Raw genomic sequence first — 27,000 nt, forward strand, 5'->3', positions numbered from 1 at the left:
CATGACAAAAAGAAAAATCGCTCCGATAATGCTAGCTTTATGCGCAGAAAAACTGGAAAAGCTTCAGGCCGACTACCGGATCATGAATCGGCAGACAAATTTCTCAATCCAACTGGGTGGGGTCCGCTATAAGGAACGAGCGCAGGCTGGGGAAGTGCTGCTCTTATTGACCAAAGTGACTGAGATGGAGCAAACCACCAAAACTATCGGCCAGTTTCGCAGCTCTCCTGCCGTTCTTCCTTTGATTCAGTCTATAATGAAACTTGGGGAGCGGACTCGTACACCGCAGAGCGCGGTTGCTCGGCGTTATGAATTATCTCTCGGCTTGAAAATCTAATCGAGAGGCCTCCTTCACTGCTTCAAGCAATAATACAAGATCGGGAAGACATACAGGAGCAGATTGTAGCCGCAAAAAAGAATTAGGTAAGCCATTTGAGGAGGAGCAAAAGTTACAACAACTGGTCACAACACAGTCTGAATTTAATTCGGCGTTGGAGTTTAATGAACTGCAAGGACAGGAGATTTTAATGGAGCAACAAGCAAAGGCAATAGGGCGAGAGCCGGAAAAGGACTTGGAAGCTGAAATATAGTCCTCTACTGTTACTATGATGATGCTGAGATTCAATCCCCTCAAATTGTAAAATCCAACCAAGTCAACCTGATCTAATTAGACTACTTCATCTCAAAAACTGGAGTTAGATCAACTGTAAGAATAGAAAGTGTTTTCGGTGTCTATGCATTTAATATAGGCAACGCAGTTGGTTCTATATAATAGAACGTCCTCTTAAAGAAGTGAAATAAATAAGGAAATGTCGAAGTCTAAAATTGTATGCTATAGTTATAATTATGTGACTACGATTAAACTTCATATTCCCTATATTTTTTGTTATAGTATTTACATGCAAACGAATGTTCGCTTCAATATTAGCGGAATTAATGAGCTTAAAGGTGATGATTGCAATATGATTAAGTCTCCACTTCGATATCCTGGTGCTAAGAAAAAAGTTTTGAATCGGTTTACTCAATTTTGGGAAATTCCACATATACAATATAGAGATGTTTTCGTTGGAGGAGGGTCTACCTTTTTTGGGAAACCAAGTTGCCAAAATAACTGGTTAAATGACTATGATGAAGAAATTGCAGCCTTTTTCATATCGATGAGAGACTATCCCAACGAGCTGTGTAACTTAGTTATGTCTACAAAACCAACAGTAGAATTATGGAGACAAATAAAGGAAGAGGAAATTACAACAGTTCTTGAAAAAGGATTTAGAACTTTGTTTTTGAATCGAACCTCGTTTAGTGGAATCCTGAAAGGAAATCCTATTGGCGGGATAGAGCAAAAAAGTATTTACACCATTGACTGTCGTTGGAACCCAACTTCACTATGTAAACAAATTCATTTATGTAGTGAAATGCTACAGGGGGTTAAAATAACCGCCTTGGACTTTTCCGATATCATTCAAGAACCTGGTGAAGATGTCCTACTCTATCTTGACCCTCCGTATTATCATAAAGGGAATTTACTATATCGTCAGGTAATGACACCAGACGATCATGTGAGACTATCCAATTTACTACGGGATACAGAGCATAATTTTTTTATAACATATGATGATTGTCCGGAGATTAGGGACCTTTACGAAGAATGGGCTTATTTATATCCTGCATCTTGGTTCTATAGTAGTTCTAATAAAAAAGCTAGAGAAGTTGGTAAAGAGTTATTTATTTCTAACTTTAGAATTCCTGAGCAGATCGTATGTGACTTTGGCATGGGGAGAGAAAACTAATGGATTTATCCAATTTAATTGATCTTATTGAGCAAGAAATCAAAGAAGTAGGAAGAACAGCCAAAACTGAAGAAGATGTTCGGCTTGGGTGTGAAAGTATTCTTAAAAATCGCTTACCTTATATAGGAATCCACTACGATGCCAGATATGAAGTTACAGTAAGCAATGGCCGCATAGATGCAATGTTTCATCATTTAATCACTGAATACAAGGAGCCAGGAAAACTAGCAACGAGAAATGGATATGATCGAGCAGTAGAGCAGGCTTTACAATATATTGAGAATCTTGCTATAGAAAACTTGGAACCAGCATTTAAATATATTGCAGTATTATTAGATGGAAGAAATATTGGTTTCGTAAGATTCAATGAGTTAAACAATAAAGTTATATCCCCTATGCTACCTATTAACTTTGAATCAGTTCGTTTACTACTAAAATATTTACGATCTCTCAACTATAAGGCTTTAACAACACCTAATGTGTTAACTGATTTTGGACCTCAAAGCAAAATAACCAGTAAAGTTATAAATGCTTTATGGGCGCGTTTTCAGGCACATCAGGATACACGTACCTCTATGTACTTCACTGAGTGGCGCAGATTATTTGGACAAGTATCAGGTTTCGGTCATTCTGCTGGCCCCGAACAAGAGGTTAATACTATTGCCAAGCAACTAGGGATAGATATTAAAAATAAACCCGCTGAGTTCATCTTTGTACTCCATACTTACTACTCTATATTAATTAAATTAATTGCTGTCTTTATTATGGAGAACGTTAAAGAAAAAAACGGGATATATAATTTATTTAAAACCTCATCGCTAGAGGATAAAAGATCTATGATTAAATCGATGGAAGACGGAACTATTTTTAGAAGATTGGGAATTACAAATTTCTTAGAGGGAGATTTTTTTGCATGGTATCTTAATGAATGGGATGAAAGCTCTGCCGCGGCAATATTAGAGATGCAAGAATGCCTCTGTGACTATGAACCGTCTACTCCATCTCTTATGCCTGAATCTGTGCGCGATTTATTAAAAACATTGTATGAACGGTTGTTACCAAAACAAATTCGGCATGACTTAGGGGAGTTTTACACCCCAGATTGGCTCGCACAATACACTATCAATTCTTCAGGATTTCAATCTTCTGATAAAATACTTGATCCCACATGTGGTTCGGGAACTTTTTTAGTTCTTTGCATTAAAGAAAAAATAAATCAATTGCAAAATTCAATGACCCCAGAGGATCTTTTAAATCATATTTTATCCCATGTTTACGGATTTGACTTAAATCCACTAGCTGTAATCGCAAGCAGAACTAATTACTTACTTGCGCTGGGAGACTTATTAGAATATGCAAATGGCGATATTGAAATTCCGGTCTATCTTAGTGACGCAATTCTTTCACCCCAAAGACAAGATAAAGGGTATACCTACCGAATTGAAACTTCTATGGGACCAATTGAATTGGCTATCCCAGATCAAGTTGTTTCAAATGGCTTCTTAGGAACAATACTTATTCAAATAGAAGAGCTAATTATTCAAACAGCTGAGCAGTTTTGCACACAAGCACAAGCTAGAAAGCATCTTCGAGAAGTTTTAATAGGGCTTGGACTATCCGAGAGCATATCTGACATTGTAAAATTATATGATGATATTATGGAACTGGAAAAAAAGAATTGGAATAGAATTTGGTGTAGAATAATTAAAAATCACTTTAGTTCCGCCACCTTAAACAATTTCGATGTTATTGTAGGGAACCCTCCTTGGTTACGCTGGACCAATCTACCTGAGATATATAGAAACTCTATTAAGGAATTTTGTGTAAATTTTGGTCTTTTTTCTAAAGATAGATTTGTTGGTGGTATTGAGACCGATATCTCAACAGTTATTTTATATGCTACTGCAGAGAAATGGCTAAAACAAAATGGGAAATTAGCTTTTTTAATAACAAGGACTGTCTTCAAAACAGAATCATCAGAAGGATTCCGTAAATTCGAGATTCCTTCTGATCGTAAAACAAAGTTCAAGGTTATAAAAGTAGAGGATTTTACAAGTATAAAACCTTTCGAAGGAGCAACTAACAAACCAACATTGATTCTGCTTGAAAAAGGAAATAGTTATACAAAGTATCCCCTTCCCTGGATTGTTTGGAACAAAAAAAATAAAAATCGCATCACAGATGATTATTCACTCCAAATGGCCCTTGAAGCTACACGTAGAACTGAAATGTCCGCATACCCTATATATGCAGATGGTGGTCCATGGCTAACAGTAACTCCTGAGCATATTAATCAATGTGTACAATTGATTAATAGTGAGGGGGAACATAATTATCCGGCTAGAAAAGGAATTTGTACAGATAGAAATGGTATTTATTATGGAACTGTTCTTGAAAAGAGAGGGCAACATGACGTAGTATTCGAGAATAATCCTTCACTTGGCAGAACTGCTGGTATTCCCATTATACGTTCAGTTTTGGAAAAGGATTTAGTGTACCCTATTGCTAGAGGAAGAGAAGTATCGGCATTTTCTTGGGAGTTTGGGAATATTTACGGAGTAGTTCCTCAAGAGAAAATGGATGGCTTTCCAGAAGATATTATGAGATTAAAATATAATAAAACATTACGTTTCTTTAGAGAATTTGAAAATAACAATGTCCATCATTTAACAACACGTGGCAGCTTTCGACGCTACCAAGCAATGCGTAATGCGCCATTTTACTCATCCTGGAACGTTGGGGAGTATACGTTTGCACCGTATAAAGTAGCTTGGTCCGAAATATCGGGAAGCTTTAGAGCATGTGTATTATCTAGTATCAAAAGTTCTTACTGGGATCATCAGAGAATTGTAATACCGGATCACAAATTATATTTTGTACCTCTTTTTTCTGAAATAGAAGCCCATTATCTTTGCGCCTTATTAAATGCCCCTCAAGTGGAAGGTTTTGTTTTAGGATACGCTGAAACTACACAAATTGGAACGCACGTTACAGAATATCTTAAGTTACCAGATTTCGATGAGTCAAATAACTTTCATCAAAAATTAGCTGAATTATCTTTAAATGCTCATCACAATAATAATCTTGTGCAAATCACACGAGAAAAGATTGCTACTCTATTACCTCAGATACTAAATTAAAATTGATTCTTTATAAAGTAGCTGGATAAACTCGTCCAGCTACTTTATAAACTTTCCTCAATCGTTTCCCCTAAAAATTAACAATACACAAAATCGAAGAACTTTTCTTTCCCTTTCGTTTTACAGTATTCCCCGAGAGCTTGATCAATAACACTAGCAGTTTGTTCGTCACCGTTCAAATGAATATATAATTTATTTTTAGCTCTGCTCGCAGCAACATAAACAATTCTAGTAAACTCTTCATATGAATTTTTAGATTCATCGGAAGATTTTCCAAATATCAAAGGGTTGCATAGAATGTTCAAGGGTGTACATTCTTTAGAATCTAACCTAGCAGCAGGTTCAATATTAATGAGTACGTTATCAAACTCTGCTCCTTTAGCTTTGTGTATTGTCATGAAGTTACTATTTGAAGAAAAAATTTCGTTTGTAATCTTTTTGGATGTTGAGTATTGTAATTTATCAATATGTCTATAAATACCCTCAAAGTAATCGTCATCCCCTACTACAGGATATCTAAAAGAAAGACCTTTTGTAGGAATGTCTAATTCATTAATTAAGTTATTTATCTTAATTATCAAATCTTTTAACAATATTGTTTCATCAATATAACCAGTTACCTTCTCCCAAAAAATAAACACCTTCTTCAGTAACTGCTCATTCTTTTTGTTAAAGCTGCGAAGCGAAGGCTCTATGTCGAAGTATTTTTCGAAAATTTTGAATGCACTTGGGATACATTTTCTATTAAAAGCATCTTCAAGCTCATTAATTGCAATCATCGACTCTATCCATGCTTCTCTCTTAGCCTGGAGCTCATTTTCTAAATTTCTTCGAAGTTGAAAGGAGTAAGCATTTATAATGTCGGTGATTAATTTCCTTTGTTCCTCTGTAACATTACTGATATATTTTAATACCTCAGACCATTTTCTGCATAAAATTACTGAGTCCTTTTCAAGAATTTCGTTTAAAGGCTTGGAAAAAGTAGTTTTGTTCTCTTGCATCAAAAACGTAACTTTATGCTTATTTTCAAAATTCAATTCACAAGTCTGTTCATTTAATGCTTCATCTTCCTGACGCAAATAGTTAATTAAATCAATAATATTTTGTGTACTTCTTCTGTTTCCTTTAATCACAAAATCCTGGACAGGCAGAGTTGAATCTAAAGTAAAATTATGAAATTCTTTATAATCAGCTCCTTGAAAAGAGTATATTGATTGTGCCACATCTCCTATAACAGCCACAATGCACTCTTTCTCTGAAAGAACTTTAACAATCTTATTTTGAATAGGATTCGTATCCTGATATTCATCAATCAAAATATAAGGAAACTCACATCTAATAAGATGTGTAGCAAGTTTGTATTGAGTTAGGATTCTATAACCGAAATATAGTATTTCGTCAAACGACAGTCTTCCTGCTTCACCCCAAATATAGCTTTTCACAGCTAAAGCTACTTCTGGGGTCATACTTTCAGCATATTTTAAATCACTTTTCGAATTTCCAATATCATTTCTAGAATTTAATTTAGTAATATCAACCTGAACATCTGCCATCTTGGTTCGGGATAATTGAGTGTATAAACTGGACGGTATTAGTGGATATCTTTTTCCTAGATAATCATAAATGTCCTCTTTTTTATGACCACTCAACACAGAAAATCCTTCCTGTACCGAAGAGATTACTTTATTAGCATTAATCAATAAGCCAAATTCTTCTTTAATAATTCTCTTGAGTTGTATTTGATTAGGCTTTATAACGTATTCATTAATAAATGAATGTATAGTAGAGACAACTACATTTGTGTTAAATGAACCTAATCTGTTTTGTATTTGTTCGACGGCAACATTTGTATATGTAATACAAAGAATTTTCCTGAAGCTACTTTTTAATTTGCTGCTGTGCTGAACTAACTGTTTAATATTTTCAACCAGTAAATGAGTTTTCCCAGCCCCTGGTCCGGCATATATTTTTAAGTGTCTGTTATTATTATAGATTTTTAGATCTTCTGATGAACTTATTTCTTGAGCCATTCTAATCCCTCCCTTATATACTCAGGAACGATTAAATCGTCAATGATATAGTGTGGATCTGCATCTGAGTCCTCCAAGGTATTCTTAGAAAGAATATTTAATGCAAGATCGCCCTTTTTATTTTCCGCATAACTTAGAAATAGATTAGCAAAAAAGAGCTTTTCTATATTTACTTTTGTCTCTTCATCATCTGTACTATTATAGTGATTAATGTATGGCTCAATAAAACTACTAATTTTCTTCCTAGTCTTTGCATTAGAGATTTGATCCAGATTCTCATTCCACTCTTCTATCGACATTTCAAGTGCTTGGATAAATGGATGTAGACTTTCTGGAGTAACATACTTAAGCAAGGTTTTTACAACATCAAAGTTTGTAAAATTATCCAAAAATAATTCGTTTTCAAATGTTGAACCCAGATGCTTCTGAGTTTTAACTAATATATTCTCACTGTTCAAGAACTCTTCTGCCACCGGTTTCATTGAAATTAAATGTTTCTGATACATCGATAATTCATTAAATTTATCTTCATCATTAAAATACTTAAAATCACAATCTCTAAAACATAACACTCGAATATTTGTTTCCAAGAACAATGGGAGAAAGTGTTTGAAATTAATGCCACCAACTTCTACTACTGAGATGTGATTTGCCTCAATTTCATAATCAATTCCACATTTGCTTGCAAATGCGGACATCAGCATTTTCTCTGCCAGTCCTTCCACCAAGATTACCTTGTACGCAAACAGCATGTCAGATCTTGTAACATCTAAAAATTTTGCTAGATGCGCTTTACTATTAACGTATTTCTCTTTAGCATATTTATTTTTTAAATTATCTGAAACAACCTTGTGTTCATTGACTTTAAAATTACGATAATATTTCAATGATATCATGTCGTCAATATTGGCAGCCGCAGTTATATTAGGTGAATGAGTAGTTACAAAAATTTGATTTTTAATGACTCTTCCATTATCAATATTTGTGCTATCTTGCTTTTCACCACTCTCTTGTTGCTTTGATATTTCATCGGCCTGCTTTAAATCACTTAAATACCTGAAGAGTTTATACTGCATAGCTGGATGTAAATGTGCTTCCGGCTCCTCTATTAACAACAAATTGTAATCGTTATTAATTTTGAAGGCAATAATATTATAAATTTGAACAAGGTTGTTATAACCAAGTCCATTATTTTTCATCGGCATTTCATATCCTAACGTGGTATCTTGAAAAATGTATTGAAAGTATCGTTCAAATGATGAGTCATATACGAAGCTTGGAGTCAAAGAGTTATTCCCATTTTTAATTCCCACTCTGCCTTGATCAATTTCTATTAATGTTTTCATTTCATCAGTAATCTCCGCAAAGTTTACTCCCAATAATTGAGTTATATTAGATCTTAAATCGATCTTTCCCTCATATTTATCTAAGCGCTTCTTAACATATTTTTGGGTATGAGGAAGTAGCCCGTCAGTATTTCTATCAGCAGGTATGTAGTCGATATTAAATATGCTTTGAACCTCATTTTTCTTAATGCTTTGATGAGAAGTTGTATTATAGTAGTTCCAGGAGAATTTCGAGATAAGTTTCTCTAGTGAGAGAAGAAAATCTTTTAGGTTATCCTTGTTTTTCATTTCTTCTCTATAGTCATTTAGAAACTTTGGATCAAGCTCGTATTTAAGCAAAACTATCGCACTGATTAAATAATTTCCATCATCAGTTAACACATTTCCATCCTCATTATAGACAATAAAATTTTTAAATCGCAGAATTCCATCATCAAATCCATTTAAATCAAGCGAATGTTGAATGTAATAGTAAATCTCCACAGAAGGAGGCTCTGTTTTATACTTTTGTAAATCTTTATGAAGGTCATTTTTATTGAAGTCATGGACAGACCCTTCATTTTCAGATATATTATCAAGCAAATTAATAACCTTCAACAAATTTGATTTACCTGAATTATTGGGACCGATAATTATATTTATCCCATCTTGAAATGCTATCTCCGTATCATCGAAATTTCGAAATCGTTTAATGTGCAACTTTTTCAAGTACAAAGCGTTCACCTCATTACTTTATTTTATTACACTCCCAAGAATGAAAGTATCCCTTTGACACTCTCAATAAATTGCAGAAAACTGTACATGCTCTAAAATTAATTGTTCCATATGACAATAGAGAAAGGCAATGAAGCACCTTTCTCCACAGAAGCTAAGATTTGTTAATATATTCCTTATTTCCTTTAGTAACGTTATATGCAATTGTTTTGAATTCATCAAACTTCCCATAAAGAAAGCCTTGAACTTTATTTCTCGCTTTAGTCTTTGACTTAAAATTGAAATTTATTAATTTGTATACGAACTCTGAATCCGATGGAGGAATCGTTCCTCTTCCTGGAAAACCAAATTCAAAGATACAATCTCCTTTTGAGTACAAGCTTTCGAAATTGTAGCTAGCCCTAACTGCTGATAAGATTAATGAACTATGGTACTGAGGGTCTTGCAGCAATTCCGTTTCATGAATAGCCCTTCCTTTAAATTTCATATTTTCGATCTTACGTTCCATCCACTTTATATTGTCAGGAAGGGAGGCTTCAGCATCCACTGAAATCTCTATATTTGTGAGTTTGAGGAATTCAAATGTACCAGATTTATCGAGAGGAGTATTTAAAAGATTAAGGAAAAACTTTACTCTAGTTGCATTATCAAAGTCAGCAAATACTATTTTCTGTGTCTTATTGTTAGCCACAGAATTCCTAGTATAAAGAAAGTCTCTAATGAAATTTGTACATTTTTCATTTAAATCATGTGTCTCATCAGCCGTATGCTCCATAGCAATATTAAGTGTCTTCTTATCATCAGAAAGCTTTAATTCAATAGATCCATTATGTGAACTATGTTGTAAGTACATGTCTTTAGAATGATCAGTTCGTTCAATTTCGTAATTCAATACTAGATGATTAAGATCGCCATTTACAGGTGTCAAAGCACTTTGTCCAATTAGATCAAAGTTGCTTGAATATTGTGGTATAAAATCATTCAGCGAAATATTGATACCTTTTAGTACTTCAAATAATGTTTTATCTGAAGTCCACTCTAAATACCGATTTCTTCTCTTTGCATGGGATTCTTTTTCTTTCTGCTTTTCCAAAAGATTTTCAAACTCAAGAGGACTTAACAGTGACATGGTTATCAGCGGGACAGTTTCATCTCTATCGCTATGGCTAGTGTAAATCCCTTTTGATGAAAGAAAACTCTTTAAATCATTATCAGACAATATTTGTGTCGAAGCTACCAATGGTCGCAAATTGTCTCCAAAAGGAAGGATAGTATCAACATTAAGTTTAGAAGAATTATCCATATGTTATTCCTCCCCTAAAATTGAAATGGTGTCTCTAAATGATCGAACATCGACAGTATCAATAAATTTTTCTTCAAACAATCGTTTAGTTGTCTGGACTGCATTTCTATGCTCAAGCTCTAAATAATCGTAGTATAGTATTATGACCTTAACCCAACTGTGAGTTAGCCTTTGAGTAAATCCCATAATTCTTCTTAATGAATTCTCGCTAAATTGCTCGTTAACAAATAGCAAAAGCGCTGGTCCAGATTTATTTATTTCAACACGAATAGGGAGGATATTTGTATTAATCCATTGAACTGGTAATTTATTTCCATAATCACTTTTGACGTATGGATCAGTATTATTGTATCCCGTTGGGGGGTAGAAAAAATTGTACTCGCCGTACAGGTTTTTAGCATAGGATATTGCTCTAAATAGAAAATTAGCCCTGATGTTATCCACTAAATAAATCGGCCCATACTCTACCTTCTTGTCAGTATTTCTGAATGTTTTTATTTCATTTAGAAGATCTCTTTCTGAATCTTCTTTACTGGAAATCCAAAAAATCACTCCACTTGTTTTCCGTTCTTTAATAGTCCTGCTTATCCTTGACTCAGAATACTTCGGGTCACCAGGAAAACAATCCATAGCTTCAGCCAGTTCGTATAAATACTTTTTAAAAATTGATGTCGGATACTCAGGGTAATTCTCTTTGTTATGTTTACTCGATATAAGAACATCCTCTTGACGGTGATTAAATAACGGGCTTTCGAATGAGAAAACATAATCAAGCCCATGCTTCTCACTTTTTCTTTCATGTTCTTCATTCAAACAAACAATAGAAGGGTTACGGTCAGCATTTCCCCACCCAATTAATTTAAGCAAATTTAGAACAATTTTTTCACCAAATTCTCCTGAACTTTTTGAGTCTTCTCCTGACATATCGTAACCTCCTAGCTTTCCTCGTGAAAGAAAATCTTATAGAATGACATCCCTTTTTCGCTATCGTAGCCTTTTTCAAGATACCTATTGTCGGTAACTTTCAGTTCAAAACCAGTATCCAATTTTATCGTATTCATAAATTTTTTCTTTAATTTAACCACAGTCGCTGGTTCTATATTAAAATTCTCTATTGGTAAGATGTGATTTTTTTCTTCATACCTTGCTTTGTAATCCACGAAATTATCTTTCATTTCCTCGTTATCAAAAACTCGATCAAGAAAATCATTCACCGAGCAACTATCATTTTGTTCGAAATACTCAAGTGTTGAGTGATTGAATCTTATTGTTTCGTTAATTTCAGCATCTTGTGGCTGATTAGCTTTTAAACTTGCTGAAAACGAATTACAAATCTTAAGGAAAGCATTCGTTGTATATTGTTCATCTACAATTTCCTTTAGATTAAGAAAGCTATTTTTCCAATAATGAGCTTCTTTGTTTTGAGATTTTGCGGATGCATCTACGATTAGAACCTTAAAACCATCTTGAATCTCGTCATTAATTATTAAACAGCCTTTATCCAGTTTATCAATATTAATTCCCTTTTCTTGCTGGATAATAAAGTTGGCATCAGAACGATTTACTTTAAGATAAGTATCTCTATTCTCGGTTTTGAAAACCCCAATCACATCCCTCTTCTTTCCACTCAACGAGTGATCTCTAAAATAAGCCATATAAAACTCGCCAGATTTAATATTTGGATGATTGGATTTTTCATATAAATGTTTCAGAATACGAATCGATTCATTGTAGAACTCTCGATTATCGGAGAATACTTTTTTAGTATAGAAGTAAACCTCATTTAGATCTAATTCGCCTTCATGCGTGAATTGGTAATAATTATCTTCTCTAAATGGTCTCAAAAAGAATTTAAGCAAAACTTCTTTCATTCCAGGCTCGATTAAATCATGAGACTGTTCAGATACTTCGATTCCTTCGTCCCTCATTTTATTTCCAATTTTATGGACAACTAATTGTTCTAAATCTAGTTCTTCAAAATCAATCACAGTAACCCACCTTCTATCCTAGTCAGTTTAGATCACAAGTATAAAGAACCAATTTGATAGTTCAATAATCTCATTTTTTATGGTAAATAATTCATTCGACACTTTTACGGGAAATCCTCTATCTTTCTACAATTCAATCCAGTTTGAAACATTTTTAGCCATAAAAAATCCAACCTACCAAGAAAGGACTAAATAATGGAATCCCCCTCTTTTTCTAATCAGATCCTTCCTTTTCTTTTCCACTCTCCAAGAGGCCCGCCTTTGGCCTCTTGGGAGTGATCTAAAGGCAGGAATAGCAAAATGTCATTTTGCAAAAGAAACCGCGTGGAAGCAGAGCTTCCACCGACATTTTTTGGAGGATTCCCCCGGCAATCGAATGTCGCGGGCGAAACGCCCCCATTAGTGAGGCGATGCCATTGGCCCAAGCCGAAAAGACGGTGCAGATTACCGTCAAACTGCCCAAGAAGCAATATGAAGCCCTGAAAAAATACGCTGCTTCCAAGCATCTTAGCATGGCGGATATTGTACGAGCCTATATTCAGAAAGGAATGTCTGTCGAAGCCTATACTGAGGAAATCGACTTCATAACCGCCATTATCCGGCAGGAGATCACCATCGCCATTAACGGTCTAAGCAATCGACTGGCCGGGCTCGCCAGCAAAGACCTCATCATGTCCGCCGCGGCGTATTACTCCACTATTGCCATCATTGCCGACTTGATCGACACGAACCGCTATACAACCTTTCGGGAGATTGAAAAGAAAGCCCGGCTGTTGGCCGTTGAGTACACCAAGATGAAGCTCACTGATGCGGAGAAGCTGTTCCTCTCTGGCGATGCTTTCGAGCAAAATCTGGAACGCTTGCGCGGAGGCGATGCCGATGTCGGCCCTGATCTATAAGCAGCGCTTCTTCCATCCCAACCGCCCTAAAACGGCCGTCAGCAATTATGTGCATATCGGGTATATCGCTACCCGCCCCGGTGCGGTTCGGCATGAGAACCTATCCCATGGCCTATTTGGTAAGCTACAGCCCGGCGAATTACAGGCTTTCGATTCCTGGCAAGAAGTCGCCCGCATAGCCCGTCAAATCTCGCAGCAAGGCAAAAATATGTACCGCAGCGTCATCTCCTTTCGCAAAGAGACTGCGCTGGAATTGGGATTGACGGACTTTGCCGCCTGGCAGCAATATATCGAGCAGCATATCTCCACCCTTGCCGCCCATAATCAAATGAAGACGGAAAACCTATGCTGGGCCGCCGTTTTTCACAACGAAAAAGATCATCCCCACCTTCATGTGGTGTTTTGGGACCGAAAGCAGCAAATCATGAAAAACTTCACACATCCCGAGATTCCCAACCGCATCCGCAAGCAACTCATCAAAGATACCTTTGCCTACAAAATTAAACAGTTTTGCGCCCAGCGGGATCAACTGAAATCCGGCATCACCGAAGTGACCGAAAACATTGTGGAAGAATTTGGAGCCTACCTGAAACGGCTGGACCCGAAAGCGTTCCGGGCGTTCCAGCATCGTTTTGAGCAAGAGGACGAGGACTCCCTTCTCCGCTTCCCGAAGCATCACTTGATGGAACCGACATCCGTCAAGAGACTATCCGAAAAGCTGTTTGAGCTGCGCCGTCACATGCCGAAGACCGGTAGACTGGCCTACAAGTTGCTGCCGCCGGAGACGGAAAATCTGCTAGATGCAATGGTGCAGGACTTGCTTCAAGAAAACCGCTATCTCGCGCAGTTGGTGGGAGATTATGTGCAGGCTAAACTGAATCTAGCAATGCTTTACGATTCCGGTCCGGAACATCTGGACAAGCACCGCGCCAAGTATCAGGCGGAAGCGGAAAAACGGATCGCAAACCGTATCCTTTCCACAATCCGTTCCATCATCAAGCTGGAGCAAGAAGCCTCTTTGGACATCCGGCAAACCAACCGACAGTACGCGTTAGCGGAACAATTACTGCTTGCCCTGTTGAACCTAATGGAAGGCTTGTTTATGCATACCCAATTGGATTACGACGACAAATCCAAGGCGATGGGAGGCGAATTATCCAAACAAGCGAAGAAAGAATGGCTGCTCCGGCACAAGGATCAAGGCTTGGAAAGATAATAAGATGTTCACCCGCACGCTCTAAACAGCGTGTTTTTTTGTGGATAACATTGTGAGCAACTTGTGGATTATACCGGAATGCTGTGGATAAAGTGAAAAAGAAAGGACGAATAACATGCTCTTTACCGATGGAAAACTTCGCGCTTTTGAACAAATGATGCGCCAGCCACCCCGCCGCCCGCTGCGCCCAAACGGAAAACAGAAGAAACAGCAGCAGTCGGACCCTGCGCTGCAACCAAAGCCAGCGCGAAAGGAGCACCCGCATGGACTTGACTAATCGGCTTCAACAGGTGTTGCAATTCCAACTCTCGGCACTTGGACTGAGACTGGACCCTGAATCCGACTCCATGTGGACAGTACTGTATAAGAAGGAGCCGCTTGCTTTTATTCAGAAAAGCGGAGAAATCCTTTATCCCGCTGACAACAGAACCGCCCTCTCCCGCCGGATTAGTCCTGTCGTCTTTGAAGCTTGGGAAATGGAAAATGCCTATCAACAAGCTTTCCCACTGAACATCGCCAGTGTTAGCAGCTATCGAAACCTGCTGCAATACAACCGGCATGTGTTGGCAGCTCGGTATGACCAGGGCGGTCAGTTTACGTTTGTTACCTGGGAGTTTAATCACGATCAAACCGGTGTAACGTTAGGGCATTATTTTCACCGCAACGCCTACAGCGAGGCCAAGGAAGATTTCATGCTGCGCAGCGGACTTCTGAATGAACGAAAGTGGTTTCATTCCGACCAGCTTGCCCTGCTTCATTCCGCTCTCCTGTATCGCAGCATTCACGATCAAGACCTGCAATATGGGGAAAGGCAAGAAGTGGAACAACTCCTTAACCAAATCGAGGAACATCTCCCCGCTGCGCCCACCGAGGCATGTCCCGCAATGAAGCTAGAACCGGAAAGATAACGCTGTACTTCCCTGAAAGGAGGTGAAATACCTTGAAAAGCAAAGCCGAGTTTTATAAAGCCTTCTTTGCCGCCCTAGCCCAGCAAGGCATCGAAGTCCGCCGCTCCACCTCTGCTGACTATCTGGCCGACCTGTATTCGAAGGAGCAGCTTATCGCCTTTTATACCCGGATGGACAGCATCGAGAAAAACCCTTTCGTAACGGTCCCCGACCGGCTGATGAGCAGCATCCAGGACTTGGCCCGGAAAACGGCCCTGCAACTGGGCATCTGCACTGAAAAGCCGTATACCGAAAAGGATGCAAAAATTGCAAATGGCGTCTATAAGCTCAGTGAATATGACGATGTCATTCTCGCTTGCAAGCATCACCCGCTGTTTGAATATGTCTTCTCCACCTATCGCCTCTCCCCGGACAACGGAACGCCCGTGCAGCGACAATATTTTTACAACAAGGATGAAGCGCTGGAAAACTTCGCCGTCCGCAGTGGACTGGTAGATGGGAAGAAACTGTTCAGCGAAATGGAACTGACGCTCATTCACGACGAAATGGTTAAATTCCTCATTACCCCCAACGACAAGACGATGGAGCAGTTTGAACAAGTGCAGATCCTAATTGAACGCTTGGAAGATCTTCTGCCCGCGCTGAAAGACCGGGAGATTCACTTGGACTACGAGCAGGAGTTTGCCCATGACTACGATGGCAACCCGGGAGCGCTGGAGCTTGTCGGATACGCCGAAGAGGAACGCTGACCATCACTACATCTCTTTATAATAGAAGGAAGTGATTCCATGCCGCAGCCGGAAAGCTCCATTTGGGGCAATATTTTGACTTGCATCGAAATCGGCCTGCATGTGTATGGCCTAGTGGCGGAACGCAACAGCGGTATCGTCCTGGATGCCGATTATGCAAAGGAAGTCCTTAGTGATGAGGCGTTGCAATCGGGGGAAGCCCGTGGGGGCCATGTCTACTTTGATGACGCCAAAAGCATCATCCCTGCTTTTGAACTGCAAAAACAAGACGCTATTACCGATCCGGCGTTCAAGGAATGGTGCGGCTCCCCGGAACGGTTAGCCCAGGATGGGAAGTTTTTTGCGCCGGAGTATTTTGGGGAGTTTGCTCCTCCGGAAATCACGCCCTGGGGAGATATCACCGGCAGTCAAGAGATTTACAATGGCATCCGGATGGTGGAGCATGACGGGGAATGGGCGCTTGCGGTGCATCAGACAATCGGAAAGCATTGTTTGTCGGAGATGGCGCAGGAAGTGGCAACCGGCCAAGGAGACTACCTCTTCTATCCGCTGAACGCTTGTGCCATCCCGGTCTATGAACTGTCCGCCTCCCATCCCGCAATGATGGAGCAAATCATCAATGAGGATAGCTTGCTGCATACGCTGTGCGAAAACTATCCCATGTATGTGACTATGCATAACCTGCATGTGGAGGAATGGGGCCGGATTTACGACCAGCCTGCGCCCAAGTCGCTATTTTTGCAGCTTCAGTTGGATCAAACAGCTAATCAGGAGCCACAAACATCAGACACGGCGGATAACTATTCGTATCCAAATCCCGTCCCCCCTTTGCAGACGAGAGAGTCGCAGGAGGATTTTTTTGAACCCAGCGAGGACTTGGAGTTGTGAAAACGAAGCAAAAGCTTCTGCTTTGCGCCTTGCTTTTCGTCTTCGGAGCGAGCTTCAATCTGTTTTTCACCACCGCCCTACATGGCGTATTGTCCGGCGCAACGAAGGCGCTGGCCTTTCCCTCCCTGGAACAAAGCCTGTCCAGTCTGTTTGCCCACAAGGCTCATTTCATGCTGTTTCTTTGCTTGCAAGGCATGGTACTGCTGCTGACCGTGCTCTTTTTTGTTGCCAACAGCCAACCGTATCAAAGCAAGCTGAAGCAGGTTGCGCCGGGGATTGAAACCCCGGTTCCCGTTGGGCAGCATCAGCATGGTTCCGCCCGCTGGCTGCGGGAGGAAGAGATGCCCCGCGTCTTTGATAGCCAGGTGTTGGACCTTTCCCATCCATTTTTTCAGCGGCTGATTCAGACCGGCTATGACGACCTGGACTTTCTCCAATCTACCAAGAAGGAGGAATGGTCCGATGAAGCTGCCGCACCCGACAAATATTCCGAAAATCACGAATCCAGCGGACCCGCCCGCTCATCCTGACTCCCCGCCGCTCCCTTCAGGCGGGATCGTACTGGGACTGCGTCAGGAACGGAATAAAGAATGGCTCTATTACATTGGCGACGATGTTCATTCCCTTTGCATCGGGGCTACCCGTAGCGGCAAATCCCGGACGGTGGTGCTGCAATCCATTGGACTCTTGGCGTTGGCAGGAGAATCGCTGGTTGTCTCCGACCCCAAAGGTGAACTGCACGATTACAGCAGCGTCCTGTTAAAAAAGCTGGGCTATGAGGTTTGGACGCTCGATTTCCGTCATCCGGAAAAGAGCCACCATTATAACCTGCTCCAGCCGGTCATTGACGCGACCCTGGCAGGCAATCAGGAGCAAGCGGAGATGCTGGCCTGGGATATGACCAACGTTCTCGTCGGCAAAGCCCAGGGAGAAAAAATCTGGACCAACGGCGAAATGTCTGTGATTGCAGCCTCCATCCTCAGCGTCGTATGGGATAACGCCAAACGCCCGGAGTATCAGAACATGACCAACGTGTACTGGTTTCTCGCGGAAATGAACCGGCAGATAGGCAACAAAACGCCGATGCAGGAATACATCAAGCGATTGCCGCAAAACCATCCCGCCCGAGCCTTGCTCAGTATTGCCGACATTGCCCCCTCCCGCACCAAGGGCAGCTTTTACACCTCGGCTTTGACTACCTTACGGCTCTTTACTTCCAAATCCATTTACGCCATCACCCATAAAAGCGACTTTTCTTTAGCCAGCCTTGGCGACAAGAAACAGGCGCTTTTTATCATCCTGCCAGATGAAAAGACCACCTTTTACCCGGTCGCCTCCCTGATGGTCTCCCAGCTTTACGAACTGTTAACCGCCGAGGCCGACAAACGCGGCGGAAGATTGAAGCGGCGCGTCAACTTCCTCTTGGACGAGTTCGGCAATTTCACGCCCATCGCTGACTTCACCAATAAGCTGACCGTAGGCGGCGGACGCGGAATGCGGTTTAACCTGTTTTTGCAAAGCTTCGAGCAACTCAAGGAAAAATACGACGATCACGCTGCCAGCACCATCAAGTCCAACTGCCAAACCTGGATATACCTTCAGGCCGACGACTTGGAAACCTTGCGGGAAATCAGCGAGAAGCTGGGGACGTACACCACCTCCAGCTACCAGCTATCCGCGTCTCACGGCAAATATTCCACGCCAAGCACTTCGCACTCCCTCAATTTATTGGAGCGCAAACTGCTGACGGTGGACGAGGTGCGCCGCGTCTCACGGCCTTATCAGATTGTGATTTCCCGCAGCCACCCGGCCATGATGTATGCTCCTGACCTTGGCGCGTGGGCCTTCAACGCCATGATGGGTCTAGGAGACAAAGAACATAACCGCAAGGTGCGGGAAGAACGGGAGCGAAAGCGGCCGATTTTAATGGATACGACTCAGGAGGTGAAACTGTGGAATATCTGGATTTATTACCAAAAGGACATTGCCCGGCAGTTGGCCGAGCAGCGGCAACAGGCGGCGGGAACGCCCGGCGGGTTTATGCCTCCGATTTCCGACGAATGATGAATGGCAAACTTCTACCTCGGATTCGTCTAGTGGTAACAATCGCTTGCGCGTTTTGCTGGAGCCTGCTGTCCTCTCCCTCCGTCTATGCCGCAGGCATTAAAGACAGTAAATTGGCATCAGGAACCGAAAAGCTGATTGGAGATGTGACCACCTGGCTGATGATTTTGGCTCCTGTTATGTCCGGCCTGCTCATCATCTACTTTTGCATTCGCCGGTCCGCTGCCGACGAGATGGACACCAAAAAATGGAACAACCGAATTATAGTCGCGATTGTCTCCTGCATCGGCGCGGTACTCGGTTCGGCTACGCTGAATATCATCATCGGTTACTACAAGTAAGACGGGCTTGTCCATTGCGGCAAGCTCTATTTCTATCCACCCCAAATCAGGAGGTTATGAACATGAGAAAGTGGCTGAAGTCAATTAAGAAAAAGAGCGTTTCCGTTGGGGTTACGGTAAAAAACGCCCTCGCCAATCGGCGCGGAGAGGGATTTGTGGATACCGCCGTTAAGATTTTGATGGCTGTGGTCATTGGTGCGCTGCTTCTTGGCGGATTGTACCTCCTGTTCAGCGGTACTATTCTTCCTACACTCACCCAGCGGATCAGAGAAATGTTCAACTACCAGGGCTAAGAGCAGGAAGCCTTCAGCGAGAGCGGCGATATTGCCGCTTCTCGCAGAAAGGAGGGGCATATGGAGAAAATCCTGCTCTTGCTTATTATCGCGCTCCTGAACGGCTCGCTTGTCTACTTGGATAATTTGCTGCAAGAGATTATTCCCATCTCCTTGTATGCAGAAAAGTACATGACGCTGACCACAGGTGCAAACCTGCTGGAAGATCTATACAACATCATCTTTACCTTTGGCGTAGCCTGGATGATTCTCAAGTTTCTTAAAAAGGGCTTTGAAATCTATGTGCTGTGGACCGACGGCGACCCGGACGAAGAACCGTTGTTCCTGTTGACCAATTTTTTCCGAGCGTTGGCCGTAGCCGTTTGTTTTCCCACGATCTATACATGGCTCGGCAGCATCGTAGAAGACCTAACGGATCAGCTGCTCACGGTCATCGGTCAGTCCACCCGCTACAATTGGCAAACCTGGGTCAATGCTTTGGAATCCGCCGGACTGGTAACGGCGGTGTTTGGCCTGATCTTCGTCGTCTGCTTTTTCATCCTCTATTTTCAGTTCCTGATGCGCGGGCTCGAAATGTTCATCCTTCGTGTCGGCATTCCACTCGCCTGCGCTGGACTGCTCGACAACGACCGCGGCGTATTCCGGGCGTACTCCCAAAAGTTTCTGCAATCCATGCTGGCGGTGGTCATCCAAATTGCCCTGGCCAAGCTGGGCGTGGGGTTGATGCTGCAAAACCATGTATTTTGGGGCATGGCGTGCATGATGCTGGCGATCAAAACGCCGCGCTTCCTCTCCGACTTTGTCCTGACCACTGGGGGAGGCGGGGGAGTCGTCAACAACGTCTATCACTCGGTCAAGCTGGTGGGCATGGCTCGCAAATTGACGAAGGCCGGGTGAGGTCATGACCACGCTGGAGGAACTAGCTCAGGCGCTTATTGCAATAATCCGGTTGGGGTGCATCTGCCGGTTCATCTATTGCATGGTGCGCCTGTCTGGAGCCGAGGAAGAAGCGACGAAGTACAAGAAACGCAGCCGCAATGTAGTGCTGTTTTACATCCTGGCTGAAAGCATTTGGCAAGTGAAGGAGCTGATCTTATTTTACTATCAGTAGCTGATGTGCCGAATTGCATTCAGAAGCTATGCCTGGTAGACACCCTTATTAAGAAAACAACGCAAAAACGTCTCTGCGAAATCCGTTGTGCCAGATATCTCAGAGACGCTATTTATTATTCATGGGAGATCGCCATATCCTTTCATCTACCGCTCCCAATCTTCTTCCGCATCCTGCAGGCCGCTGTACGCAATGTCCTTCCTCACATCGGTGCTTCGGTCATCCACCCAGGATTGAGGATTCCGGAAATGAACAATCTCCGCTAACATGTCGATCCGCTGCTCTAAAGCCCGGCAGATGGCGTCACATCGGGCTTCGTCCACAAATAGGGAACCGCGAAGGATGTCTCTCACCTCTTCCTCTATGCCTTTCAGCGCGGACAGGTCGAGCCAGTCGAAGGACGTGACCAGTTTAATCTGCTCGTTATGATCCTGCTTGAACGGTTTACAGGTCAGCCTTCCGTCGGCTCGAATCAGCGCCTGCGGCTTGGAAAACCAGAGGGATGACCCGCTGTCGTAAATGGGCGCTGGTCCGATCCACTCCAAGGTTTCGGCATGGCGAATGACCCCAAAATTGTTTTGATGCCGGTCTTCATTGGCAATGAGGAAATCCACCACCATCATCCGGTCTAGAGCGTCCACAATGCCGTGAATGCCCAGCGCCTCACAGCAGTTCACGTAATGCTGGTACACCGAAATGTGATTGGGCTTTTGCCGGGTATGCATCACGTACCAGGCTGTAATTAGCTCCGTCTGCGGCGTAATAAAGTTGTCGCAGACACTGTACGGATACTCCTCCTGCATCATCAGCGTGTAAGGGACGTGAGGAATTCCCAGACGTTCCATGATCCTGCTGGCCACCACTTCATTGTAAGGCTCTTGTTGAGTGGCACCACTCCCTCCCTTAATCAAACATCGTTTACCGTCCATAATGGCCCATTTCTTTTTCAGCCAACCGTCCGACGTATTGTCAGGCGACATCAGACTCATTGGCTCCCCTGATGAACCTTTGCCAAACAGCACATTCCCCACATCATCGGAAAACGAATTATCGAAAAAGTTGATCGCAGACCAGTTCAAATCCGAAGCGGATGGACAAATCCAATATTGGTCGGACAAGCTGAGTCCCAAGCTTTTATCCAGCAGTTTTTGCGTTGTGGACAGGTTCAGTTCCATGAGCGCCTCTTTAATCCCGTCCCGACTGGCGGGAATGGCACGACCTCTCCACCATTCATTGAGTGCAGTGCGGTCTATTCTCCCCTTCTTGACAGGAATCCCAACCGGCACATGGCGTTCTGTATAGACCTGTCCAATAGCAGAAATCGAGGAAGTCGCTTCGTCAAGCTCAATCTCAGCCACGGGCTCGTTCTTGTGCATGAGCATGTATTTTTTGTTCCAGACATCCGCCATACGATCCACTCCATTCTTCACTACCTACCTTCTATTATAGCAAGTTGACGGTAGCTGAGTAGTGAAGGAATCAGAAATTTCCAATTACCAATTTGAAAGGAGCCTTTCCAAATGAACCAAGAGCCACAAACCCTATACATTCCAATGGGGGTGAAGCCGGAGGCGGAATGGTTCCCTGGATTCGGCAAACAACAACTGGTGCAATCCATCATGGGTTCCGGTATAACCGTTACGCTGGCGACCCTCATCTGGCTACTGAAAGGAAGTGTGCCGTTTGCCGTTGTCACCTTTCTCACCGGCGTTTCCGCTTCGGTTATGATGACCACCAAGGACCGGCACAATTTGTCTGTATTGGACCAACTCCGCTTTATGATTCGATTCGTGAAAAGCCAGAAGGTGTATCCATATCGCGCCATGAATGAATGGCCCTGGCAGGAAAACAAACCATGAACGAGTTGCTGTCGGCCATGGTTCTTCAAGGCGTTTTGTTTACCGCTTTGCTGGTCAGCGCCAGTATTCATGACCTGAAGACCCGGCAGATCCCGAACGGTCTGTCCTTGGCAATCGTCGGGGTCGGGCTACTGCATTTCTCTCCTATCCCTGCTTTTGCCGGACTGCTTGTGACTGGCTTGCCGTATCTCTTTGCCGCCGTACTCTCCAAAGGGAAAATCGGAGGCGGCGACATGAAGCTGATGGCCGCTTGCGGTTTTGTGCTGGGGCCTGCTTGTGGCACGTTACAGAGCATCATCGGCTTAACCCTCGTACTGCTCGTTGCCGTAGGGATTGGCATCCGTTCCGGCTATTCCATCGCTAAAGAAACCGCGCTGCCGCTGGCCCCCTTCCTGTCCGCCGGCGGCGTCTTAGCGTTTCTTATTTCATTGTAGCCTGTGCTTACGAAGTCAGCTTTCCTAACGGAAAGCTTATAGGAGGTTGTTCCTTTGAAGAAGCTTTTCCATAATCGCACTGCTCTGGGCGCAATATGCATTTTGCTTTCTCTCGTGTTATGCCTCGTTATCGCACCGCTTTTGAACCGATCCGCCAGCGAGCATACCTCTATCGTCCGTATCGTGAAAGATGTATCCAAAGGCGCGCCGATTACTGCCGATCAAATCGAAGCCGTCAAGGTGGGAGCTTACCAGCTGCCAACCGATGTGCTGAAATCTACCGATGCCGTCATCGGCCAGTATGCGGCTGTGGACCTCAAAAAAGGCGACTATCTGCTCCCCGCCAAGTTATCCCAGACTCCGCTTGATGCCTACCTGAACCGCCTGGATGGCTACAAACAGGCCATCTCCGTCACCATCAAAAGCCTGGCTGCGGGACTGTCCGGTAAGCTGCAACCCGGCGACATTGTGACCCTGATCGCCTCCGATTACGGCGAGCTTCGCGCCACCAGCTTGCCACCGGAACTGCAATATGTGGAGGTGCTGGCCATCACCGCCAGCACCGGTCTGGATGCGCAAACGAGAAGCAATGCTCCCGCTGACAAAGAGGGAGATGAAAAGGAACTGCCGTCCACCTTGACCCTGCTGGTACTGCCGCAGCAGGCGCAGCTTTTAGCGGACCTGGAGAATAAGGGAAAGTTGCACGCGGCGCTGGTCTATCGGGGAAATGCCGCCACCGCTAAATCCTTTACCGACAAGCAGGATGCCTATTTTAAAGACAAAACGGAGGAAGCCGCCCATGACTGACAAACCGCTGATCGCTGTATGGGGTAATCCAAGCAGCGGCAAAACCGTTACCGCCGTCAAGCTGGCTCAAGCCTTCGCCAGCCGCAAGCTGAATGTCCTGCTGTTATGCTGCGATGCGCACTGCCCCTCGATATCCACGATCGCGCCGCAAGGAGCCGCCAAGCATTCCTCCCTGGGTGAACTGCTCAGTCAGCCAACCCTGACGCAAGAAGAATTACTGCGCTATGCTCTGCCTCTGGATGTGTCGCCGCATATCGCCCTCCTGGGTTACAAGAAGGGAGATAACGCTTTTTCCTATGCCAGCTTTGACCGGGAGCGGGCGGTTGATTTCTTGACGCTGGCCCGGCATTTGGCGGATGTCGTGCTGGTGGACTGCGCCAGCTACCTGTCCGCTGATCCGCTCTCCACGGTCGCACTCGAAGTCGCAGATACGGTATTCCGCTTGCATAGCTGCGAACTGAAAAGCCTCATGTTCTATGCTTCCTACCTGCCGCTGTTAGCCGATGCCCGCTTTCAGCGTTCCACATCGGTTTCCGTCCTGTCTAATGTCAAGCCGGAGCAGGACGAACGGGAATACAGCCAGGTGTTCGGCGGCATCCAGGTGACCCTGCCCCATGTTACCACGCTAGAACAGCAGGCGGCATCTGCCCGGCTGCTGGACGAGTTATCCGGCAAAGAAACTCAAGCCTACAACACCGGTATCCGGCAGATGATCGAGTGGGTAATACCGGGTCAACCGCATCCACCCCAACCTGTTACACCTCCCTCATCCGCGTCATCCGGCAAAATAGCCGCCGTACTGCAACGGTTGTGGCCGAAACGCCGAGGTGGTGAACAATGAACCAAGCCGCTCTTTTTTTCCCAGCCACGCATTCCAAGCCTTTCCCCGATGTGCTAAAGGAAGTCCAGACCTATCTTTCCGGCAAGTATTCTACCCTGATGAGCCATCGGCCCGAGGAGCAAAAGCAGCAGATCATCGCCTACATGAGCCAATACTTGACCGACCACCGCTTGCATGTGCCGGGGCTGACCTTCGATGAGCTAATTGACCGCCTGTATGCCGAGATGGTGGAATACTCCTTTCTGACCCGCTACCTGTTCTCCAAAGAGGTAGAGGAAATCAACATCAACGGCTTTAATGATGTAAAAATCAGCTATACGGATGGGCGTATTGTTCCCGCCGACGAGCAGTTTGCTTCCCCGGAACATGCGGTCGATGTGATTCGGCGGCTGCTGCACCAGTCCGGGATGATTCTGGATTACTCGCAACCGATTGTCCGAGGGCATCTGGCCAACAACATTCGCATTACCGCTTTTGGTTCGCCGGTGACAGATAAAGACAAAGGGATTGCCGCCTCCATTCGGATCATCAACCCGCAAAAGCTGGCGCGGGAGGATTTTATTCAGAATGAAACGGCCACCGCGGAAATGTTGGACTTTTTGAGCCTGTGCTTGCGTTACGGCCTATCCATGTGTGTCACCGGAGCCACCGGCAGCGGTAAAACCACCTTGATGAGCTGGCTGCTCTCCACGATTCCTTACGACAAACGGATTTTTACCATTGAGAACGGCTGCCGCGAGTTTGACCTTGTCGTCATCGACGATGAAGGCCATGTGCTGAACAATGTGGTGCATACGGTCACCCGCTCCAGCGAGGACCCGCGGCAAAACATCGACCAGGAAAAGCTGCTGGAATTTGCTTTGACCGCCAACCCGGATGTGATATGTGTCGGAGAAATGAAGTCCGCTGAAGCATTCGCCGCCCAGGAATCAGCCCGAACCGGACATACGGTCATTACCACGACTCATGCCAACTCTTGCCTGGCCACTTATTACCGAATGGTGACGCTCTGTACGCAAAAATACGAGATGAACGACAACACCCTGTACAACCTCGTGACAGAAGCGTTTCCTTTGGTGCTGTTTGTGAAAAAGCTGGAGGACAACACGCGCCGCATCATGGAGATCACCGAGTGCTGCATCCTGCCGGACGGAACCCGCGACATCCGCACCCTGTACCGCTTTGCTGTCCATGCCACCCGAGAGGAGGCCGGTAAAATCAAGATCGAAGGCGCATACGAGAAGGTAAACGGCATTTCCCCCGGCTTACAAAAGCGGCTGCTGGAAAACGGCCTGCCGCTCCATCAGCTTCAATCGCTGCTCAAGGATGGTGAGCTATTATGACGCTTGTGCTTCTACTCTCTTTCCTCGGACTATCTGCGGGCTGTTTGCTGATTCTTCGTCTCTCCCCCCGCATTCTGATCCAAGAAATCTCCGGGCTGCTTGCCCATTTGCCCACCTGCAAGCAGCCACTGGCTAAACAAATCCGGACTGTTCAGCGGCCTAAAAAACTGAAAGGCTGGCGTGCTACGGTACAGGAAGCGAAAGCCATTATGGAACAGACCGGACAAAGCCACAAGATCGGCTTGCTGCTGGCCGCTTCCCTTATGTTTGCGATATTAGGAGCGTTACTGTCCATGCTGCTCCATAATGTATGGCTGCTGCCGGTTCTTACCGGCGGCTTCGCCCTTCTTCCCTTTTGGGGAGTCTTGTTCGGCGCGACCTTCTACAAAAAAAGGCTGCATAGTGAATTGGAAACAGCACTGTCCGTTGTCACGACGTCCTACCTGCGAAATGAAAACATTTTGGCGGCGGTGGAGGAAAATTTACCCTATTTGCATCCCCCGGTAGCTGATGTGTTCCAGGCATTTTTATCCGAATCCAAGCTGATTCACGCTAATCTGCGATTAGCGCTTCAGCAACTGCGGGGACGAATCAATAACAGCGTCTTTCAAGAGTGGTGCGATGCGCTGATTGCCTGCCAGGATGACCGGACACTGAAATCCACCCTCATGCCCATTGTCGCGAAGCTGTCCGATATGCGTGTGGTATCCGCCGAACTCGATTATTTACTGTACGAGCCGCTAAAGGAATTTTTGACAATGGCTTTGCTATTGGTCGGCAATATCCCGCTGTTGTACTTTCTCAACCGGGACTGGTTCCATACGCTGACTGCCAGCGCCCCCGGCCATATCATCCTAGCCATTTGCGCCTTGACGTTGTTTATTTCGTTCGCGGCGGTCATACGCTTGACCCGGCCTTTAGAATACAAGCGATGAG

26 protein-coding genes are annotated in these 27,000 nt (G+C 44.0%); 20 read left to right on the forward strand and 6 right to left on the reverse strand.

Annotated elements, in window-relative coordinates; all coding sequences use genetic code 11:
- Position 1 precedes the first annotated feature (1 nt).
- From PDUR_RS18405 to PDUR_RS18415, 3 genes are all read left to right on the forward strand, one after another.
- On the forward strand, positions 2-337 hold the full coding sequence (locus PDUR_RS18405) for a hypothetical protein (RefSeq protein ID WP_042207590.1): 336 nt from the start codon (positions 2-4) through the stop codon (positions 335-337).
- A gap of 625 nt (positions 338-962) precedes the next feature.
- The gene (locus PDUR_RS27430; protein ID WP_052410293.1) at positions 963-1,790 is read left to right on the forward strand and encodes a DNA adenine methylase; all 828 of its coding nucleotides are present in this window, start codon (positions 963-965) and stop codon (positions 1,788-1,790) included.
- Complete coding sequence (locus tag PDUR_RS18415; protein ID WP_042207591.1) at positions 1,790-4,930, forward strand: Eco57I restriction-modification methylase domain-containing protein; 3,141 nt, start codon at positions 1,790-1,792, stop codon at positions 4,928-4,930. Before PDUR_RS27430 ends, PDUR_RS18415 begins: the two co-directional genes overlap by 1 nt.
- A 77-nt stretch (positions 4,931-5,007) precedes the next feature.
- On the opposite strand, the gene PDUR_RS27435 is transcribed toward PDUR_RS18415, so the two are convergent.
- From PDUR_RS27435 to PDUR_RS18440, 5 genes are all read right to left on the reverse strand, one after another.
- Complete coding sequence (locus PDUR_RS27435; protein WP_052410294.1) at positions 5,008-6,960, reverse strand: ATP-dependent helicase; 1,953 nt, start codon at positions 6,958-6,960, stop codon at positions 5,008-5,010.
- Positions 6,945-9,014 (reverse strand): ATP-dependent nuclease, encoded by a 2,070-nt coding sequence (locus PDUR_RS18425; protein WP_169744921.1) that lies wholly within the window; start codon positions 9,012-9,014, stop codon positions 6,945-6,947. The genes PDUR_RS27435 and PDUR_RS18425 overlap by 16 nt, the downstream gene beginning before the upstream one ends.
- A gap of 160 nt (positions 9,015-9,174) precedes the next feature.
- Positions 9,175-10,323, reverse strand: coding sequence for a GapS4b family protein (gene gapS4b, locus PDUR_RS18430; protein ID WP_042207593.1), 1,149 nt, complete (start codon positions 10,321-10,323; stop codon positions 9,175-9,177).
- Positions 10,324-10,326: 3 nt separating this feature from the next.
- Positions 10,327-11,247, reverse strand: a complete 921-nt coding sequence (gene gapS4a / locus PDUR_RS18435; protein WP_042207594.1) for a GapS4a family protein — start codon at positions 11,245-11,247, stop codon at positions 10,327-10,329.
- Positions 11,248-11,258: 11 nt separating this feature from the next.
- Positions 11,259-12,311, reverse strand: coding sequence for a nucleoid-associated protein (locus tag PDUR_RS18440; RefSeq protein ID WP_042207596.1), 1,053 nt, complete (start codon positions 12,309-12,311; stop codon positions 11,259-11,261).
- Positions 12,312-12,727: 416 nt separating this feature from the next.
- Between PDUR_RS18440 and PDUR_RS18445 the strand changes: the two genes are divergently transcribed.
- The 11 genes from PDUR_RS18445 to PDUR_RS18495 all read left to right on the forward strand — a co-directional run bounded on the left by PDUR_RS18445 (position 12,728) and on the right by PDUR_RS18495 (position 20,780).
- Positions 12,728-13,210: a hypothetical protein gene (locus PDUR_RS18445; protein WP_052410295.1), complete on the forward strand. Its 483-nt coding sequence runs from the start codon at positions 12,728-12,730 to the stop codon at positions 13,208-13,210.
- Positions 13,191-14,426, forward strand: coding sequence for a MobP3 family relaxase (mobP3, locus tag PDUR_RS18450; RefSeq protein ID WP_042207598.1), 1,236 nt, complete (start codon positions 13,191-13,193; stop codon positions 14,424-14,426). The genes PDUR_RS18445 and mobP3 overlap by 20 nt, the downstream gene beginning before the upstream one ends.
- A gap of 263 nt (positions 14,427-14,689) precedes the next feature.
- Positions 14,690-15,334, forward strand: a complete 645-nt coding sequence (locus PDUR_RS18455; protein WP_042207600.1) for a hypothetical protein — start codon at positions 14,690-14,692, stop codon at positions 15,332-15,334.
- A gap of 32 nt (positions 15,335-15,366) precedes the next feature.
- The gene (locus PDUR_RS18460) at positions 15,367-16,083 is read left to right on the forward strand and encodes a hypothetical protein (RefSeq protein WP_042207601.1); all 717 of its coding nucleotides are present in this window, start codon (positions 15,367-15,369) and stop codon (positions 16,081-16,083) included.
- Positions 16,084-16,122: 39 nt separating this feature from the next.
- Entirely contained in the window at positions 16,123-16,971 is an 849-nt protein-coding gene (locus PDUR_RS18465) for a hypothetical protein (protein ID WP_042207603.1), read from the forward strand.
- Positions 16,968-17,501: a TRAG family protein gene (locus PDUR_RS18470; protein WP_179945165.1), complete on the forward strand. Its 534-nt coding sequence runs from the start codon at positions 16,968-16,970 to the stop codon at positions 17,499-17,501. The genes PDUR_RS18465 and PDUR_RS18470 overlap by 4 nt, the downstream gene beginning before the upstream one ends.
- The gene (locus PDUR_RS18475; RefSeq protein ID WP_042207604.1) at positions 17,434-19,035 is read left to right on the forward strand and encodes a VirD4-like conjugal transfer protein, CD1115 family; all 1,602 of its coding nucleotides are present in this window, start codon (positions 17,434-17,436) and stop codon (positions 19,033-19,035) included. The genes PDUR_RS18470 and PDUR_RS18475 overlap by 68 nt, the downstream gene beginning before the upstream one ends.
- 32 nt (positions 19,036-19,067) lie before the next feature.
- The gene (locus tag PDUR_RS18480) at positions 19,068-19,376 is read left to right on the forward strand and encodes an Mbov_0395 family pilin-like conjugal transfer protein (protein ID WP_233277394.1); all 309 of its coding nucleotides are present in this window, start codon (positions 19,068-19,070) and stop codon (positions 19,374-19,376) included.
- A 62-nt stretch (positions 19,377-19,438) separates the two neighbouring features.
- Positions 19,439-19,669 carry a DUF6133 family protein gene (locus PDUR_RS18485; RefSeq protein ID WP_042207605.1) on the forward strand — a complete coding sequence of 77 codons (231 nt, stop codon included), beginning with the start codon at positions 19,439-19,441 and terminating at the stop codon, positions 19,667-19,669.
- A 60-nt stretch (positions 19,670-19,729) separates the two neighbouring features.
- Positions 19,730-20,566 (forward strand): conjugal transfer protein TrbL family protein, encoded by an 837-nt coding sequence (locus PDUR_RS18490; protein ID WP_042207606.1) that lies wholly within the window; start codon positions 19,730-19,732, stop codon positions 20,564-20,566.
- A 4-nt stretch (positions 20,567-20,570) separates the two neighbouring features.
- Complete coding sequence (locus PDUR_RS18495) at positions 20,571-20,780, forward strand: hypothetical protein (protein ID WP_042207608.1); 210 nt, start codon at positions 20,571-20,573, stop codon at positions 20,778-20,780.
- A 146-nt stretch (positions 20,781-20,926) separates the two neighbouring features.
- On the opposite strand, the gene PDUR_RS18500 is transcribed toward PDUR_RS18495, so the two are convergent.
- On the reverse strand, positions 20,927-22,189 hold the full coding sequence (locus PDUR_RS18500; RefSeq protein WP_042207609.1) for a HipA domain-containing protein: 1,263 nt from the start codon (positions 22,187-22,189) through the stop codon (positions 20,927-20,929).
- Positions 22,190-22,300: 111 nt separating this feature from the next.
- On the opposite strand from PDUR_RS18500, the gene PDUR_RS18505 reads away from it, so the two are divergent.
- Genes PDUR_RS18505 through PDUR_RS18530 form a run of 6 tightly spaced genes read left to right on the forward strand, consistent with a single transcriptional unit; the run spans position 22,301 to position 26,999 of the window.
- Positions 22,301-22,639: a hypothetical protein gene (locus tag PDUR_RS18505; RefSeq protein WP_042207610.1), complete on the forward strand. Its 339-nt coding sequence runs from the start codon at positions 22,301-22,303 to the stop codon at positions 22,637-22,639.
- Positions 22,636-23,073, forward strand: coding sequence for a prepilin peptidase (locus PDUR_RS18510; RefSeq protein ID WP_042207612.1), 438 nt, complete (start codon positions 22,636-22,638; stop codon positions 23,071-23,073). The genes PDUR_RS18505 and PDUR_RS18510 overlap by 4 nt, the downstream gene beginning before the upstream one ends.
- A gap of 54 nt (positions 23,074-23,127) precedes the next feature.
- Positions 23,128-23,880, forward strand: coding sequence for a Flp pilus assembly protein CpaB (gene cpaB, locus PDUR_RS18515; protein WP_042207613.1), 753 nt, complete (start codon positions 23,128-23,130; stop codon positions 23,878-23,880).
- Entirely contained in the window at positions 23,873-24,721 is an 849-nt protein-coding gene (locus tag PDUR_RS18520) for a hypothetical protein (protein ID WP_052410296.1), read from the forward strand. The genes cpaB and PDUR_RS18520 overlap by 8 nt, the downstream gene beginning before the upstream one ends.
- Entirely contained in the window at positions 24,718-26,064 is a 1,347-nt protein-coding gene (locus PDUR_RS18525; RefSeq protein ID WP_042207614.1) for a CpaF/VirB11 family protein, read from the forward strand. The genes PDUR_RS18520 and PDUR_RS18525 overlap by 4 nt, the downstream gene beginning before the upstream one ends.
- The gene (locus tag PDUR_RS18530; protein ID WP_042207615.1) at positions 26,061-26,999 is read left to right on the forward strand and encodes a hypothetical protein; all 939 of its coding nucleotides are present in this window, start codon (positions 26,061-26,063) and stop codon (positions 26,997-26,999) included. The genes PDUR_RS18525 and PDUR_RS18530 overlap by 4 nt, the downstream gene beginning before the upstream one ends.
- Position 27,000 lies beyond the last annotated feature (1 nt).

This window comes from Paenibacillus durus, from assembly GCF_000756615.1.
Taxonomy (GTDB): Bacteria; Bacillota; Bacilli; order Paenibacillales; family Paenibacillaceae; genus Paenibacillus_AQ; species Paenibacillus_AQ durus.